The sequence below is a fragment of the Algoriphagus vanfongensis DSM 17529 genome (assembly GCF_000429465.1).
Classification (GTDB): domain Bacteria; phylum Bacteroidota; class Bacteroidia; order Cytophagales; family Cyclobacteriaceae; genus Algoriphagus; species Algoriphagus vanfongensis.
In genome coordinates this window covers 384,173-402,368 of the sequence record NZ_AUBX01000015.1, presented here as the reverse complement: position 1 = coordinate 402,368, position 18,196 = coordinate 384,173, and the positions used below count along the sequence as shown (strand labels likewise).

General features: G+C 41.2%; 12 protein-coding genes. All 12 read left to right on the top strand.

Going from position 1 to position 18,196, the window contains the following annotated elements; translation table 11 throughout:
* Positions 1-29: 29 nt before the first annotated feature.
* The 12 genes from G460_RS0115110 to G460_RS0115055 are packed head-to-tail and all read left to right on the top strand — an operon-like array spanning position 30 to position 18,188.
* On the top strand, positions 30-464 hold the full coding sequence (locus tag G460_RS0115110; protein ID WP_026956152.1) for a phage tail protein: 435 nt from the start codon (positions 30-32) through the stop codon (positions 462-464).
* Between the two features lie 5 nt (positions 465-469).
* On the top strand, positions 470-943 hold the full coding sequence (locus G460_RS0115105; RefSeq protein WP_026956151.1) for a phage tail protein: 474 nt from the start codon (positions 470-472) through the stop codon (positions 941-943).
* Between the two features lie 3 nt (positions 944-946).
* Positions 947-1,102 carry a DUF5908 family protein gene (locus G460_RS23215; protein ID WP_157366938.1) on the top strand — a complete coding sequence of 52 codons (156 nt, stop codon included), beginning with the start codon at positions 947-949 and terminating at the stop codon, positions 1,100-1,102.
* Positions 1,103-1,105: 3 nt separating this feature from the next.
* On the top strand, positions 1,106-1,897 hold the full coding sequence (locus tag G460_RS22700; protein WP_051316062.1) for a CIS tube protein: 792 nt from the start codon (positions 1,106-1,108) through the stop codon (positions 1,895-1,897).
* 3 nt (positions 1,898-1,900) lie between these two features.
* Positions 1,901-3,658 (top strand): type VI secretion system tip protein VgrG, encoded by a 1,758-nt coding sequence (gene vgrG / locus G460_RS0115090; RefSeq protein WP_051316061.1) that lies wholly within the window; start codon positions 1,901-1,903, stop codon positions 3,656-3,658.
* Between the two features lie 4 nt (positions 3,659-3,662).
* Positions 3,663-3,941, top strand: coding sequence for a PAAR domain-containing protein (locus G460_RS0115085; RefSeq protein WP_026956149.1), 279 nt, complete (start codon positions 3,663-3,665; stop codon positions 3,939-3,941).
* A gap of 1 nt (position 3,942) precedes the next feature.
* Positions 3,943-4,356, top strand: coding sequence for a GPW/gp25 family protein (locus G460_RS0115080; protein WP_026956148.1), 414 nt, complete (start codon positions 3,943-3,945; stop codon positions 4,354-4,356).
* A complete protein-coding gene (locus tag G460_RS0115075) occupies positions 4,353-7,727 on the top strand; it encodes a baseplate J/gp47 family protein (RefSeq protein ID WP_026956147.1) in 3,375 nt (1,124 codons plus the stop codon). Before G460_RS0115080 ends, G460_RS0115075 begins: the two co-directional genes overlap by 4 nt.
* A 3-nt stretch (positions 7,728-7,730) precedes the next feature.
* Positions 7,731-11,921 carry a hypothetical protein gene (locus tag G460_RS0115070; RefSeq protein WP_026956146.1) on the top strand — a complete coding sequence of 1,397 codons (4,191 nt, stop codon included), beginning with the start codon at positions 7,731-7,733 and terminating at the stop codon, positions 11,919-11,921.
* A gap of 11 nt (positions 11,922-11,932) precedes the next feature.
* Positions 11,933-15,295, top strand: a complete 3,363-nt coding sequence (locus G460_RS0115065; protein WP_026956145.1) for a carboxypeptidase-like regulatory domain-containing protein — start codon at positions 11,933-11,935, stop codon at positions 15,293-15,295.
* Positions 15,292-16,845, top strand: a complete 1,554-nt coding sequence (locus G460_RS23445) for a contractile injection system tape measure protein (protein ID WP_026956144.1) — start codon at positions 15,292-15,294, stop codon at positions 16,843-16,845. The genes G460_RS0115065 and G460_RS23445 overlap by 4 nt, the downstream gene beginning before the upstream one ends.
* Positions 16,839-18,188, top strand: coding sequence for an ATP-binding protein (locus G460_RS0115055; protein ID WP_026956143.1), 1,350 nt, complete (start codon positions 16,839-16,841; stop codon positions 18,186-18,188). Before G460_RS23445 ends, G460_RS0115055 begins: the two co-directional genes overlap by 7 nt.
* Positions 18,189-18,196 lie beyond the last annotated feature (8 nt).

Here is an 18,196-nt window from a genome sequence, read left to right as displayed (position 1 = left end):
CTTTTTCAGAAATCTAAATACCAAATATCATGGCAGTAGCATATCCAGTTTCCGTCTTTCATTTTCAGGTAGAATGGGGCGGCACCAGAATAGGATTTACAGAAGTCTCCGGGCTTTCCATCGAATTACAAACAATCGATTATCGGGAAGGCAGCTCTCTGGAATATCACGTTTCCAAAATGCCAGGAATTCCCCAATACAGTAATATCACACTGAAAAGAGGGGTTTTCCGTGCAGACAATGAGTTTTTCCAATGGCTTAATACCGTCAAGAAAAATAATATTGAAAGAAGGGATTTGACAATCTCACTTTTGAATGAAGAACATGAACCAGTAATGGTTTGGAAGGTGAAAGACGCATTCCCATGCAAAGTTGAGGGACCAACCCTGAACTCTACAGGAAATGAGGTCGCCGTCGAAACTATCGAAATCTGTCACGAAGGATTGGCTATCGAAACTCCTTAATTCTTATGGCATTTTTTTACCCCCCTACCGGCTTTCATTTTTTGGTCCGCTTTGAAGGGCTTCTTTTGAAATACCCTAGTATCCCAGATATAGGATTTCAGGAAGTGGGAGGACTGAGTGTGGAAATTGGAATCGAAGAATACGCTGAGGGAGGTGAAAACAGATTCAAACATCGAATGCCTGGATCAGTAGCCTATCCCAATTTGACTTTGAAAAGAGGGATGCTCATTGATTCTCAGGCAGCCAAATGGTTTAAGGATTCCGTGGAAGCTTTTCAATTTGAGGCTAATGATATCACAGTCATTCTACTTAATGAAGAGCATATTCCAATTCAAGCTTGGAATTTCATCAATGCCTGGCCAGTCAAATGGAATATCGAAGGCCTCAACGCCATGGAAAACACCCTGATGATTGAGTCCATCGAATTTGCCTATCAATACTTCAGGAGAATCTCTCCAACAGACCTTTTGCCTTTTTAGACTATGCCTATCGAAATCAAAGAATTGATCATCAGAACAACAGTGGATACTGCCGAAGAGCGTCCATCTGGTAGAAGCAAGCCCAGTCCAAAAACCGAGGCTGTACTTGAAGGCATCAAGGAATTGACCCGACTGGTCAAAGAAAAAAACGAACGATAAACCATGGCTCTTGTAGACATATTCTCTCCTTTGGGTGGTTTGGAAAAACTCAAAATCACAGCATTCTCGGATGATTCATACGATCAATCGACCGGGACTTATGTGGTGATGTACAATCCAACTACCTATTCTCAGGAAGTGACGAACAAGTGGATACCTGAGGAAGGTCTAGCTGATGGAGCTCAAAACCAGTTCAAATCAAATCAATCTGAATCTGTTTCCTTTGAGTTTTTGTTCGATGCAACTTTGACTTCTCCTCCGGGAAAAGACGTGCCGGGAGATGTGGACCTTTCCTATTTGGGAGACAGCAAGCCCAACCTGGATAAAATCAGTGGCGAGAAAATCAATGCGGTGGATATTATTCAGGAAGATCGACATGTGGATCGAGCTATTCAGAAGTTTCTGGAGCTGACGCAAAAAGTCCAATCTGCATCCCACAGCCCGAACTTCTTACAGATCAATTGGGGAGCTTTTCAATTCAGAGGTGTCCTGGAAAAGGCAACCATCAATTATAAGCTTTTCAATTCATCAGGCCTCCCAATTCGAGCAACAGTCTCTGCGAGTTTTATCCAGAGTATACCACGAGAAGAGCAAGCTGCCGAAGCAGGTAGAACCTCCCCGGATCTCACACATATCCGAACTGTCAAATCTGGAGATACCCTTCCAATTATGTGTCTCAGAGTTTATGGAACTCAGGAATTCTATTTGGAAGTAGCCAAAGCCAACAAGCTCAAAAATTTTAGAAAACTGGAGGTTGGTCAAGATCTTTTCTTTCCACCCTTAGCCAAAGCTTAATCAATGCCATTAGTGCCTGTAAATACTGAAAATAAAGAAGACATCGTCTCTTATACTATCCTTTCGGATGGCAATGCACTTCCCCCGGAGGTGGGTATAGCGACTATAATTGTCCAGAAGGCAGTCAATAAAATCCCATCTGCAAGACTTGTTTTGTTTGATGGAAGTGTAGCTGAATCTGATTTTAAATTGAGCGCAGGAGATCTGTTTGTTCCTGGGAAAACACTTGAAATTAAGGCGGGGTATCATGGGATTGAGGAAACTATATTCAAAGGCATCATTATCCGTCATGGACTTGAAGTGACTGATAGTTCTTCCAAATTGATTTTGGAATTGAAAAGTGAGGCAGTAAAAATGACTGTCGGAAGGAAAAACAAATACTTTTTTGACTCTGCTGACAATGAAATCATTGAGGAAATCATTGGATCCTATTCTGGTCTGAGTGCGGATGTGGAAAGCACAACCGGTTCCCATCCTGAAATGGTACAGTACTATGTGACAGATTGGGATTTTATTCTTACTCGAGCCGAGATCAATGGAAAAATTGCATTGATCGAGGATGAAACTATCAAAATCATCAAACCGGAAGTAAGCGCTGATCCGATAATCGACCTCCAATACGCCATGAATGTCGTTGAATTCCAGGCGGAAATGGATGCAAGAACCCAATATGCGGCTAGTAAGAGCTTCTCTTGGGACCAAACAAATCAAGAGATCAAAGAAATAGAAGGAGCTGACCCGGGAATTGACTTACAAAGTAATCTTAGCGGAGCTGACTTGTCTGACGTGATCGGGTTGAGTGACTTCAGACTACAACATTCTGGCAATGTGGATGATCAAGAGCTTCAGGCATGGGCTGACTCCAAACTTTTACGCAGCCGCCTTTCCAAAATCCAAGGCCAAGTCAAAATAAAGGGCCACAATACCATCAAACCGGGAGACATGGTGAATCTGGATGGTTTTGGAAGCCGATTCAATGGAAAAGCCTTTGTTTCTTCAGTCTATCATGAGATTTCACCCAATCAAAAATGGTTTACGCATTTAGGTTTGGGATTGGATTCAAGATTCATTTCCAGACTATACGATGACATTTTAGATATTCCAGCTGCCGGTGTCATTCCCGCCATCAAAGGACTTCATATTGGAAAAGTTACTGAACTGGAAGATCCAGACGGAGAATTCAGAGTTCGGGTATTTATCCCAGTAATCGACCCAAATTCTGAGGGTATTTGGGCCAGAGTATCCACTCCAGATGCTGGTGAAGGAGACGATGCCAGAGGGATCTTTTTTGTACCTGAAATAGGGGATGAAGTAATAGTGGGTTTTATCAATGAAGACCCTCGGGATCCCGTGATTTTGGGACAATTGTATAGCTCAGCAAAACCAGCTCCTTTCGAACAGAACGAGGATAATTTCCAAAAAGGAATCGTCACCAAAAGCCAATTGAAACTGATTTTTGACGATGATATGAAGTCCATCACTTTTGAAACACCCAATGGAAACAAAGTCATAATAAGTGACGATGAAGGCGGTATTCTTTTGGAAGATGAAAACGGAAATAAAGTCACCATGAACTCTGATGGAATCCAAATGGAATCAGCCAAGGATGTCATCATCAAAGCTTCTGGAGATGTCACTATAGAAGGAACAAATGTGAATCTCACTGCCAATGCTCAACTCAAAGGAGAGGGAAGCTCAGGAGCTGAGATTTCATCATCTGGTTCCACAGTAATCAGTGGTTCAATAGTTCAAATCAATTAATAATATGCCAGCAGCAGCGAGAATATTGGACACGACAAATCATGGAGGAACGGTCATGGGGCCGGGAGAACCAACGGTATTGATTGGAGGAATGCCGGCTGCAGTTTTGGGAGATAATCATGTTTGCTCTTTGCCACCAAATGCACACCAACCAACGGCAAGTCCATTTGCAATGGGAAGCGCCACAGTTTTGATTGGAGGAAAACCTGCTTTGAGAGCTGGGGATGTTTGCGGTTGTGGGGCATCAGTAGCAGTAGGAGAACCAACAGTAATGATAGGATGATATGAGTGAGAAAAATTCATTTTTAGGTAGAGGTTGGGCATTTCCAGTAGAATTTAGCTCTGGTTCTAAGCAAGCCAAATTGGTGGAGGATGAGGAAGACATTCGTCAGAGCCTGATCATATTACTAAACACCACACTAGGAGAACGTGTGCTGAGACCTAAGTATGGAGCAAATATGGAGGACCTTCTTTTCGAGACACTTAATGTGACTACAGCCACCATCATTATCAATCGAATCAAAAAGGCAATTCTTTTCCATGAACCTAGAATCAAAGCGGATGATATAGACCTGCGACCTGATTATCAGGAAGGCAGAGTAGAAGTGCTCGTCAAGTACACGATCATCGCCACCAACAACCGAAAAAACTTGGTTTACCCTTATTTCATCATCGAAGCAACTGACACCAATCTATGAGTTTAGACAATTGTCATAGCGTCCAAGTACCTACCAGCGGAACCAATCGGGTCAATCGGCTACTCAAGACTCTGCTTCCTGAGTATGTGGCTGTCGATGCCCGAAAAATCGATGAACTAAAGGCTTTTGCTGTAAATCTGGCGACTGAATTGAAATTCAAAACTCAAGCGGGTTGGGATGGTGATTGGAAGGGATTTTTTGAAAACTTCATCAAACAAGACCAAAGAACTGACCCTCATTTTGCTTTGTTTTTGGCCTTTTTGCAAAACTTCAAATTGGCTCAAAATGACATCAATGGACTGACAAAAAAGCATCTGGACTTTTTTTATCGGGACGTTCTCCATTTGAAAGAAAAGCCAGCGGAGGCAGATCAGGCATATTTGATTATCCAATTGGCAAAAGCTACTACTGCTTACCTTTTGCCCAAAAACTCTGAATTCAAGGCAGGCAAAGATGATACTGGGGTAGAGGTTTTGTTCAAAAATCTCAAAGATGAATCCTTGAACAAATCGGAAATCAGCTCCATCAAATCCTTTTTCAAGGATGAAAATGGAAGAATCTATTCCTCGCCAGTGGCAAATTCAGCTGATGGATTAGGAGCTGAAATCACCACCACCGAAGGACAATGGAACCCTTTTGGAAGGCCAAAAACACTTTTCCCTGATTCTGAAAAGAGCCTTGCCGTTTTAGGATTTGCTGTCTCTTCTCCCACATTGGCTCTAGAGGAAGGGCTAAGAAAAATCACTTTGACCCTCGTACTTCCCAAAGAGGAAGGTCTGCTTGAAAAATTAAAAGAACTACATCTCAATTCAACTTTCAGGTTTTTCTTAAGTGGAGAAAAAGAATGGATAGAAGCCACACCTGGATTTGATCTTCAAAGCGAAGAAGAAATAGAAGAAGAGGCCTTGATATTCCTGAACAATGCCAAAAAATGGCAAGATATCGCGGCTATTGAACCACAAGCGGGACCTGTTTTTGACAATCCTGAATTTGGAAAGCACAAGCCCTTCAATGGCTATGATATAGGGGAAGTAACTGCCAAAAATATTTTAGCTCGAAGATCCACTCTTTCTGGACAAAAATTCACTTCTCTGATTCAAGTGAGAGCAGTCCGAGGCGTTGGTGAGGATAAAATTGAGGATCTAAAATATTCCTTCCGAAGTCAAAAGCATGAAATCAAAGATTTGGGTGACACCATTGAGTTGATTTTGAAATGTCACTTGATCTCTGACCAAGATGCAGTAGTGGGATACGATGAGGAAACTCTACTTCAGAAATTCAAAACCGTTCAACCAGTACTAAAAATTGAACTTGCCAATACACTTCAAAGCTATGCTTATCCGCTCCTTCAAGGAGCAAAAGTTCAAGAGGTAAAAATAAATGTAGATGTCAGCGGCGTAGAAAACCTAGTTCTCCAAAATGACCTGAGTACTCTTCCAGTAGGGAAAAACATTAACCCCTTTGGTCCCAGACCGCTTCCAGGGTCCAGTTTTTACATTGGAAGTCATGAAGCTTTTTCAAAAAAGCTCCAAAGCATGAACCTTCATTTCAACTGGCATGGACTCCCAGAGGATGAAGCCGGATTTGAGGATTATTATGCAGAATACGACGATTTTGAAAATTCATCCTTCCAAGTGAAGAGCTATTTTCTGGACGACAGGTCTTTTGGGTCCCTGAAGAGTACTTTCAGGTTATTTAAGCAGGACGGAGCGTTAAGCAGTTCTCAGGAATATGAATTAAGTAGTTCTCATTTTACTGGGTTGGAAGCCGAGCCTGAACTGGAAGAAGTATTGCAATGGACTCCAGCAACAAAAAGAGGATTTTTAAAACTTAGTCTTACCCATGGATTTGGGCATAAGGATTATCCAAAAATATTCTCTGAGGCTGTGATTTCCCTAACGACTGATGCAACCGACCTACCAATTCCAAATGAACCTTACACCCCAGAGCTTAGCAGTGTAAAACTAGACTATACTGCCGAGGACACTTTTGTCCCAGGAAATCATGACTGGGATTCCTTTTTCAATATAGGAGTATTTGGAGAGGCTATTCAAGAGCAATCTCCTTCCCTTCTGGTTCCAGATTATCAAGGCGAAGGCTTTTTACATATTGGATTGAAAAACCATCAAATTGCTCAGTCGATCCAAATGCTACTCCATGTATTGGATGGAAGTGGAAATCCAGAAAAAGCTGTTCCTGAAGTAAAATGGGCCTATTTGGCAAATAATGAGTGGGTTTCATTTGAAAAGCTTGACTTGGTCTTGGATGAAACCAATGGATTGATCCAAACAGGTTTAGTTGGCTTCACCATGCCTCGAGCTGCCAACACCTCACACACAATTCTGGATGATGGATTGACTTGGATTCGGGCAAGTGTGAGTGAAAACTCTGATGCTATTCCTGATTTCACCCAAATTCTAGCTCAGGCAATTAAGGTGACCTTCGAAGATAAGGGAAATGACCCTAATAGATTGGCAGTTTCCCTTCCAGCAGAAACCATAGCCAAACTCAAATTATCTCTACCTCAAGTCAGCAAGATTGCTCAACCTTTTGCATCATTTGGAGGAAAGACTCCCGAAGCTTCTGAGGATTTTTATCAAAGGGTCTCCGAAAGATTACGACACAAGCAGCGGGCAATCACTTTATGGGATTATGAGCATTTGGTCTTGGAAGAATTTCCGGAAATCTATCAGGTAAAGGTCCAAAATCACACCGAATACACGGGGAATTTGGAAGAATACCGTGCTTTGGCACCTCGCCATGTCACGGTTGTTCTGGTAGCCAATGTTCAAAATAAAAATGCATTGGATCCACTTCGCCCCAAAGCGAGTGTTTCCCTGATTTCAAATGTCCATGAGTCGCTTTCCAAAATCAATTCAGCAGGGGTTTTTCTACACGTAGTTAACCCAGTCTATGAAGAGCTTCAGGTAAAAACAAAAGTCAAATTCTTAGCAGGAGTAGACCGAAGTCTATTTGCAAAAAAGCTGGAAGATGAGTTGAAGGCATTCCTTTCACCATGGGCATTTGAAGGAGTTGAAAGCTTCAATTTCACAGGAAATTTCCATGGTTCAGTGATTTTACATTTTATAGAAAAACTATCCTATGTGGACTATTTGACCTGTTTTGAGCTCTATCACATCGTCAAAAATCCCATCGACGGATCTATTATTTCCAAAGAAAAGGTAGAAGAAGCACAAGGAAGTACAGGCGTATCACTTTTAGGTTCCACAGGGAATATTGACACCTATGGAGATCATATCATAGAGATTTTGGAGTCAGATGACTGTGAATGTGAGGATAATGAAATAGTAGCAACTGCAAGCATCACAAGCAGTGAAGATTCAGATATGGACGAAGCTTTTCCAACTTAATTTATGAATAAACCAATCACCATATCGCAAGCAGCTCCTGCCAGTCCGGCTTCGGACTTCGAACTTCTGAGAACGGAAGCTTTGGCCTATATCCAAAAGCTTTCTGGCCAGGTTTGGACGGATTACAATACTCATGACCCAGGGGTGACGATTCTGGAGGTGCTTTGCTATGCCATTACAGATCTAAGCTTCCGAACCAATAAACCGATTCAAGATTTATTGGCTGATCCAGATGGTTCTTTGGCAGGACAGCTTTTCAAAGCTTCAGAAATTCTACCCTCCAAACCACTCACATTGAATGATTATCGCAAACTTCTCATGGATGTGGAAGTAGTCGGAGAGGAAGATGAACCTGCTCCTTTTGCAGGAGTAAAAAATGCCTGGATAGAATTGAGAGAATCCAATGAAATCCCGGTTTACCCAGATCGAAAAGAGAAAAAACTAGCCTATAAGCCATTTCCTGCAACAGAGGAAGTCCTGCAAATGGGAATTCTCTACGATGTGCTACTTGAGTTTGATACCACAGAAGGTCTGGGCGATCTCAATGAAAACAAACTCAGTATGGAAATCAGCATCGATGAGCACATCAGCCTGAGTGGTGTTGTCATTGATATTCAAGTGGAATTTCCTCGTTGGGATGCAAAAATAGATTGGGAAAATCGAACTGAAATTCGAAAAGCAATTCAAAGTATTTCCATTCAATTTCAAAACCTTCCCAGTGGCTTTGAAATGGATTTCTCTCTTTCCCAAACCAATTATATAGAGCTGGAAGGTACAGAATTGACTCCTTCTGGATTGGAAGAAATCGAGGATTTGGCAGCAGTAACTAATCTAGTCAATGACTTTGTATTCCAAGATGAAGACGGAGTCATGAGTTTCTATCTTCTCAAAATCGAGAAAATCAAGGAAATCCTGCAGCAGGTCAAAGCCACATTGATGGCAAACCGCAATTTGTGTGAGGATTTTGTGGAATTTCATGCGCTTCGAGTAGAGGAGATTTTGGTCTGCTCAGATATAGAGTTGGAGCAGGAGGCAGATGTAGAGCTGACAGAGGCTTTGATATTTTCGGCTATTGCGGACTTTCTATCACCTCAGGTCAATTTCTACACCCTAGAAGAAAGGCTTCACGGATGTAAAGCTGACTCTTTGCCGATCACTAAAATCCAACAGAACCCGGCGAAACTTTGGTTGGAACTGGAGGAAGATAATTATCCAAAAGCAGGTACTCAGGTAAGTATCCTAGGATCAGGCAACAATGCTGGAACCTACGAGATTTTGGGGATTAAAACAGCTCCAAAAAACCCAAAACTGGCTGAAATAAGCCTCAGTCCCAATTTTTCAAGTCCTTTGATCCGAGATGATGACAGTATTTATTTTGGAAATTGGGAGGAAGAACAATGCAATCCTACAGAAGAAATCTTCGAAGGGCCCCTTTTAAAACATGGATTCATCGATGAGGAAGAGTTGAAGTTGGCGGATCGCAAATCCAGCATTCATGTCTCCGACTTAATCCATATCATCATGGATATCGATGGGGTTAAAGCTGTAAAAAGCATCCAAATCGCCAACATGCCTCAAGATGATCCTGAAGGAAAAATTCTTTCGAAAAGCGTTCGATGGTGTCTGGATCTGGCAATGGAAGAGAACTATGTTCCTCGACTGAATACCGAGCTAAGCAAACTCATGTTCTACAAGGAGGGACTTCCTTTTAAAGCAGACCGTGAATTGGTTGAAGACTTGCTGAAGGAGATTGAGGATGACAAAAGGCCGCAAAAAATCCACTATCCAAATCTGGATTTTGAGTTGATTTTGGGAGAATTCACTGACTCGGGTGATTATTATTCGATCCAAAATGATTTCCCTCTAGTCTATGGCATCGGAGAAGAGGGAATGCTACCAAAAAGCCAAGGAAGACCTCAAACATTCCAGGTCAAGCAATTGAAAGCCTATCTGATTGTTTTTGAGCAGTTTTTGGCAAATTATCTGGCTCAATTGGCTCATGTCAAAGACCTTTTTTCCATTTCTGGTGACAAAGACCCATTTGGTAACCCACTGATTTCCAATACTTATTTTTCACAGTCTCTTGAAACTATCGTTCCTGATTGTGAAGATTTATGGAAAGATCTTGCTGGGCTAAAGACATTGCTCGCGGACATGACTGAGTCCCATGAAGCCTATTTGGATCGCAGAAATCAATTTTTGAACCACCTCCTAGGAAGGTTTGCTGAATCTCTGACAGACTATTCTCTCCTTTCTATCCGACTCAAAGGAATCACGGGAAAAGAGCAATTAATTGAGGATAAACTGGAGTTTTTGAACAAGTATCCACAGACCAGCGCCGGAAGAGGCTTAGGCTATAATTATGGATTGAAAGATGGCTTTTACCATCGTGAAAATCATTCAGGACTGGAAAATAGAATCGGCGGACTTTATGGAATCAAAGTCAAAAAAGCCGATTGGTTGATTTTTAGACCACACTTTATTTTCACAGAAAACTCTGGAGTCTGGACTATTTCGGTAAATGATCCCGCTGATCAACCAGTTTTTGAAATCTTCGAGGAATTTGAATCCAAAGAAGATGCTGCTTTGGCTTTAGAAAAAATCCTGCTGATTGCGGCAGAAGATTCTCATTGGAGTATTTCTGGAGAGCCAGGAAGCTTTTTGGCTGAGTTGGTTTTCAAGGAAGAAATCATCGGTGAAAGCATCAAAAAAGATTTTGCTTTAGAATCGGATGCGGAATTGGCCATTGAGGAATTGATTACTCTATTCAAGAATGAATTTTTAGAAAACCCTCGAGCTAATCGGAAAAATTTGAGCCTTGGACTTCAGCATTGGTATGAATATACCATCACAACATCCATGGCTCCTGCTCCTCCAAAATATGAGGTGGAATTCGAAATCTTTGATGCTCCATTCGGAACTGGTAATGCCATTTTGAGTGGAAAAATAGAGCAAGAAGTGCCTGATGCGGTAGATGAGACTGAACTGGAAAACCTCGCAGAAACACATATTCAAGACCATATTTGGAGGATTGTAGCGGCTGCTGCCAAAACCTCAGGCTATCAACTTCCTCCAGATGATGAAGTTCCATACAAAATATCCATAATCGACCCGGTTCGGGGCGGGGTTTTGGCCCAGACAGTTGAGTCTGATTTCAATGCTGATCTTGCAGCCCAACTTCTCGATGGCACATGGGGAGATTTATGGCTAATTCAAGAAGGATTTCCTCCTGCCTCCATGGTTTTGGATTCTTCAGAATCTTTTGGATCCAAAATTCGACTAAAGACTGATCTCATCCCAAATTCCGGAGACCAAGTTGTCTTTTCAAGAAGCTTTGAAATTGAAAGCCTTGATCTTGCCTCCCACAAACTGGTGATTGATGGTGATCATTTGGATTTATTTTCCTCATTGGAAGAAATCACCATCAGCCTTGCCCTTGATGAAGGAGATTACCTCGTCAATTATGGCCTTTTCGATTTCGCTTTGGTTGACGGTAAAACAGAACTGATTACCAAAGAAGAGCCACGAACTGATCTGATGGAAGGACAATTAATGGTCATGAAGACTATTGATGTTCTGTCAATTGATGGAGATACATTCTTGGTTGCGGGAGGTGAAGAGCAGTTGGCAATTTTGGCCTTTCAAGCATTCATTTCCAATCAGTTTTTCAGCCATGAAGGCACACATTTATTTGAACATATTTTACTCCGCCCTAAGCTAAAAGGCAAGTATAAATTCCTGGATGAAGGAGGAGTGATGGTTACTGAAACCATCGAAGACAGGCTTTTGGATCCACATTTTCAAGAGGAATGCCATTGTACTTTGGACGATCCATATACCTGCATAGCCCATGTGATTTTACCATTTTGGCCGGGGCGATTTACCAATCGGGATTTCCGAAGATTCTTAGAAAATAAATTTAAAACTGAGGCTCCATCCCATGTCTTTTTGACGATTTGCTGGATCAGCCCAGAGCATATGGATGGACTCGAGCGAGCCTGGAAAATTTGGCAGCTTGAGTCTTTGAAGCCCACAATACATCCCAAAAATCTTTCCACTGCACTATCCCTATTGATAGAGGAACTGGAAAAAGTACGCAATGTCTATCCTTCAGGAAGTCTTCATGACTGTGCCGAAAGTGACAGCCTTGCCGATGCCATTATCCTCAATTTTTCATCACTGGGAGAATTTTAAACAATATTATTATGAGCCAGATCATTTCCACTTATCCAATTTTTGAAGGTAGTCAGGTCCTGACCAGCGATCAGCTTAACCAGCTCAGCGCGTACCTTGATCAGCAAAATAGGCTCACCCGCTCCAAATTGATTGGAATGGGAATCGTATGCGGGCTTCAAATCCAACCCCTTCCAAATGGGCTCAGTATTTCAAAAGGTTTAGGGATTACCTCCGAGGGTTTCTTGATTCAAAACGGAAAAAGGTTTGATGCGACCCACTATCGACCTTACACACTGCCAGAAGGAGTGAGCTATAAGCCATTTGGTTTCCCAGAGCAAGATGTGACACTTTGGGAGCTACTATCTGAGGAGCCAGAAGATGAGACAGGTGTCAAAAAACTGAATAATCCTGCCACCTTCCTCAACAATAAATTTGTCCTGCTCTACCTTGAAATCTTTGACAAAGACCTCAAATCCTGTCTGGGAAATGCCTGTGATGACAAAGGACAAGATCGACTTTTAACACTTCGAAAACTGGTTGTTTCCAAAGCCGATTTGGATATTATTTTGACTCGGTCATCCAATGTTTCTGGAGAATTTTCATCGGATCCCAATTTAAAGAATTACCATTTCAAAAAGCCACTCTTCAGCCCTTCAACTCCTGAATCAACCCTGATTGGCCCATTTATCAGTCATTATCAAAATACGATTTCGGAGACTGTCACAACAGAATATTGGGATAATCTAGCGCAAGGATACAAGATCTTCGAACCACTTTTAGCTAAGAGTTTTGGCTTTTCAAATCCATTCGATTCAGCACCTATTATCAACAAAATCGACCAAATCAATCAAAGCTTGATAGATGCTCCCGCAACTGTCTTGGGAATCCAATATCTCTATGATTTCTTCAAAGAATTGAATCTGGCTTGGGATGAGTTTATGGAAACAGGACTATCGCTGTGGTATTCCTGTCCGACAGACCCTTCTTTATTCCCTTTGCACTTGATGCTTGGGAGAGCTATTCCGGCTAGTGAAACCGCAGAAGAATTTTACAAATATCGTCACGGCTTGGTTCAGCCTCCAATTTTCAATGGGCAAAAGCTACTTCAGGAAAAACTAAATCAGCAATATCGCCGATTGGTATTGATGATTGAGAATTTAGAATTGGGAATACTCAGAGAGCCAGACCCAGAAACCTTTCCCATAAAAATTACTCCAAGCATTGAGAAATACGAAGATTTGGGAAGCAGGTCCATTCCTTATTACTACGATATCAAGGGAAAAGGAAGTTTCGGGAGCTGGTTTTCATTGGAAAAGAATTGGAAAGCGCCTGGAACCCTACAACTCAGGAGCAGCGATCGGCCAGAAGTTTTATCCTATGACAATCAACCGGATACTCCAGTTGCGAATCCAGAATTTTTAGAATCGCCATTGAATTTCAACTGGGATCCTTATCCATTTTTGAGGATCGAAGGACATCTGGGACATAATATCGAGGATGCAAAAACAGCTATACAAAACCTGATTAATCAATTCAATCTTCCTATTCATTTAGAAGCATTGCATTTAGATGCAGGTGGAACTTTGACAGATAGCAATTGTGGATGGAATGACCTTCAGGAAGAATATATGCATCACCGATTGCTTTTGCTTGGACTGATTCGGGATATCCGCTTGATTATAGATTATCTCCGAGAAATGAATGAAAAGTACGGTGGAGACGATCCATTATACGATGAAGACCAAGAAAAACAGGTAATGGATGCCTTTGGATTATTCGAATCTTTGGTCGATTCTTTAGCAGAATGCCTAGAAGATCTTGATTGGGATCAATTCCAAGAATCCTATAAAAAGATCCTCCAAACTCTATTGGATTTCATCCTTATCCAGATGAAAGTGTTGGACAACATTGATTTGGAAAATGATGATGAAACTCCTCTACAAGATGTATATAGTGGATTAATTGCGAGAGTTTCTCCTTTAGTTTATCGGGTTTTGGATTTATTCTATTTCACTAAAATCCAGCGCCTTTTCCTGAGTTTCCTCCATAGAAAAGACAAGCTCCATAATTCGAAACGCTTTACTGAATACATTCAACAAAACCAGGGAATTAATCACGAAGCCGGAGTTTACAAAGGGGGTACATTTATCCTTCTTTACATGACAAGTTCAGAAAGGGTAATTGGGGACTTTAGTCTTCCAGGAGCTGCTTGTGATTGTCAATGTATTGATGCTTGTGAAGGAGATGATTGGAGTCTTCTACCTCCATTTGCCCGACCAGATTATGCCGTGACAATGGAAAATACTCCAGTGGAAATTCCAGTCGTCATCAATGACCGTTTGCCAATTGAGCGAGATTATGCTGTTGAATTGCTATCCGAATCCACAGAAAAAGGAGGGAAAGTATCTCAAATAGGCTCTAGTTCAACTTTCCTATATGAACCGCCAGAAGGATTCTCTGGTGATGATTCATTCAACTATAAATTAGTGGATCAAGCCAGCAGTCTATCAGATGTAGGAAGAGTGACCATTTGGGTAAAAGAAGCTAATCCAACAGTTTGCTATACTGAGGAGATCTTGACCTGTTGGGGGGACAAAAATGTATTTGAGGCAAATGCAGCAAGAGGATTGGATTCAGGTAACAGCTTTGAATTTGCTATTAATTCTTTGCTCACGAGCCTTCGAGAAACCAGAGGATTCACCCAAGATGAAATCGAAAATGACTTCTTGGATAATGAGGTAACTAGAGAACAATTAGTAAGATGTCTTAACCTCTATATTGATGGTATGTCATTCAATGCAATGGGCCAGGCGATCCTGGATTACCAGTCATCAAATTGTGGTGCTCAGCTTGAGCCAACATGTACTTCCACAGGAGTGATAGGACAAGTTCTAGACGCCTCTGGAAAACCAATTTCAGGTGTCCAGATCACAATAGAAGGAGAACAAATAGGTACGGTCACTGATCTCGATGGAAGATTTACACTTCAATTCCCAAATCCAGGGGTAACACTCCAATTTGCCGCTGTAGGTTTTGTATCAAACACGAGAGAGATCTGCGATGAAACTCAAATCATTCATGTTTTGACCTCCGTTAGGGTTTCCCAACCAGCAGTTACAGGTGTTTCAACTTCAGTGGCGACTTTAGATGCCACTGATATGTTTAAACTTGCCTCTTCTAGAGGATTGATCACAGATGCGACAGCGACTCCAGATAAGAACGAATTGATTGTTTTGCTTCAGGATGACAAGCAGGAAATATCACTGGCGAATGAGGAATTAAGCTTGTTGAAAAACGATACCCTCAAGGTAATCGCTGATGAAAATGACCTTCAGTATAGAAGCAATTCCACTAAGGCGAGTTTGGTTGAAATAATCTCCACCAAAAAATGAGTCGGCACTTGATCCATAGGCAGATTCTAGACCTGAATTACAGCGATGCGATTCAAGCCAGGACTGATTTGGCTCATTGGGGAGAAAAATTCCAAACTCAACTTCAACCCATTATTGAAGAGGTTTTGGAAGAGGTGGATATTCCGAACCAGACGATTCGGATAGACAACCTCGAAATTAATTTGGGAAGGATCAATTCGAATTTAGATCCTGATTTATTGAGAAATCGACTCCGGGAGGAGTTGAAAACCCTGATCCTTCGTAGGCACCCTGAATTATCAAACCCAAAAATCAAAAAAGAAGGACCTCAATTTATTCGAAAAGACAGTTTTGATCAAAATAAAGAAGTTGAGCTTCTCATTTATCTCTTGGAATTTGGGAGAAAACCATGGTGGTCAGATCAATCTTCTCAAAGCACTATAAAATCTCTTTTCAGAAAGTTAATTCAAGAAAAAAATCAGGCTTTCAAATCATGGATTGAAAAGAAAAAACTAAGTAGAAATGCTGTTTCTAGACTTTCTAAGCATATATCAACTCAAGATTTAATCTATTTTCTGACTTGGTTTAAACCGCAAAAAGTTGAACTTATAGAGTACCTTTTCAAAAGCTTCAAAACCACTTTGGTTCCCAGTTTTTCATCATCAAAAGAATTGGATTCAATCTTTATCAAGGCTGTTTTAGAAGCTATTATCCTTGAAAAAAGCCATCTCAACTCTTTTTCAAAAAAGCTGGATTCTCAGATTTTATTGAATCCAGGCAAACCGAAATCTAGTGAATTAAATGACCTGATCTTAACATTTTTTGCTGAGGTCAAATCCACAAAAATTGATCATAAAGCTATTGAAAAAGTATGGCTAGAATGGTCTCAAACTCCTATTTATAAGAATTCAAAGGTTTCTCAAAAACAGAAATCCAAGTTCTCGGAAAAATCTGAATCAGATCTATTTTTTGAACAAGCCAAAAGGCTTTTAAAAAAGACCAGTTCCATTGAGGAACCTATGAAATCCAGGAAAAAAGATCTTTTTCGATCCAAAGATCAATTGGAGGAAGACGAAACTTTCCCTATAACAAATGCGGGATTGGTGTTAACGGCTCCTTTTCTGCCATACTTTTTCGAAGGCTTGAATTTGACGAAAGAGAAAGAGTTTGTCTCTGATAAAGCCCAAAACAGGGCCGCTTTGCTATTGCAAAGTCTGCTAGATGAAAGCAATCAATTTGAGGAAAGCGACCTACTTCTGAACAAAATCCTTTGTGGAATTCCTTGCTCAAAGGTTATTGAGGTAGAGTTTGAACCCACAGATTTGGAAAAAGAGGAGATGAAAAACCTTTTGGACACTTTAGCGCAAAGGTGGAAAGCTTTAAAAACTTCATCAGGGAAATCCATTTCCAAAGGATTTTTTCCTCGGGAAGGAAGTCTTCGGAAAGTTGATAAGGGTTTTCAATTGATCATTCCAAGAACATCTATTGACATTCTTTTGAACCAGCTCCCTTGGGGGATAAGTATCATCAAACATCCTTGGATGGAAGAAACACTTTTTACAGAATGGTAAGCAAAGCACACGATAACGCCCAATTCGTCCAATTGGAAATGGATTGGCTTCAGCAGATCTTGAAGGCCAGGTCAGCTATCAATGCAAAACCTGATACGGCCAACCAAGACCTTCTCCATATTCCTCCACCAGAGCTGGATAATCTAGAATCACCATATTCTGATTTGATCAAAAAACATCACCTGGGACCAGAGGATCGTTTTCTGCTAATCCTAGCTGCTGTCCCTCATATCCGTCCACAATTGCTGGACATGTTTATGAGTAGGAATCAATTGACTCAGCAGATCTACACGGAATTTGGTGGCAAAAAAGCCAAATCTCACAATGGATTTATTCCAACTGGAGAGACTATCCTTTTCATTTTGGCTGGAAATGACCTCAAAAAACGATTTCAATACCAGAATCTTCTTGATGGAACGGGTACCTTATTCAAAGAAGGAATACTCAAATTGAGCGATGTGGAAACGGATGAATCTTACTTATCTGGCACTTTAACCATATCGAGAGAAATCTTGGATCTCATCACCACAGGACGGATTCAGAAGCCAAGTTTCAACAATGATTTCCCTGCCCAGCGACTTCACACAGCTTTGGATTGGGAAGACTTGGTATTGCCAGAAGACACTAGAATTGAGCTGAAAGAATTAGAGATTTGGCTCAAGCATAAGGACTTTTTGCTTAATGAATGGGGAATGGGCAAAGTGCTAAGCCCCGGATACAAAGCTTTATTTTTTGGTCCCCCAGGCACTGGAAAAACTTTAACAGCAGCCCTTTTGGGCAAAAAAATGGGCTTGGATGTCTATCGAATTGATCTATCGAGGCTTGTTTCCAAATACATTGGAGAAACAGAAAAGAACTTGGGGAAGATTTTTGACCGGGCAGAAAAGCAAAATTGGATTCTGTTTTTCGATGAGGCAGATGCCATTTTCGGAAAACGAACCTCTGTCAATGATGCCCATGACAAATATGCCAACCAAGAGGTCTCTTATCTTTTGCAAAGGATAGAAGAGTATGATGGCTTAGTCATTTTGGCTACCAATCTAAAAGGGAACCTTGATGAAGCATTTATGCGCCGCTTCCAATCAAGCATATTTTTCCCCATGCCCCAAGCCGAAGAACGACTTCAACTTTGGAAAAATGGATTCCCTGAAAGAGCTCAGCTTGAACCGAAAGTAAATCTGATGTCATTGGCCTCTTCCTATGATCTCAGTGGCGGCAGCATTATCAATGTGATTCAACATAGCCTTTTGATGGCTCTGGAACACGATGATAAAATCATCCGGATGGAAGATATCACAGAAGGTGTGAGAAAGGAATTTCAAAAAGTAGGAAGAACAATTTAAGGAGGGAG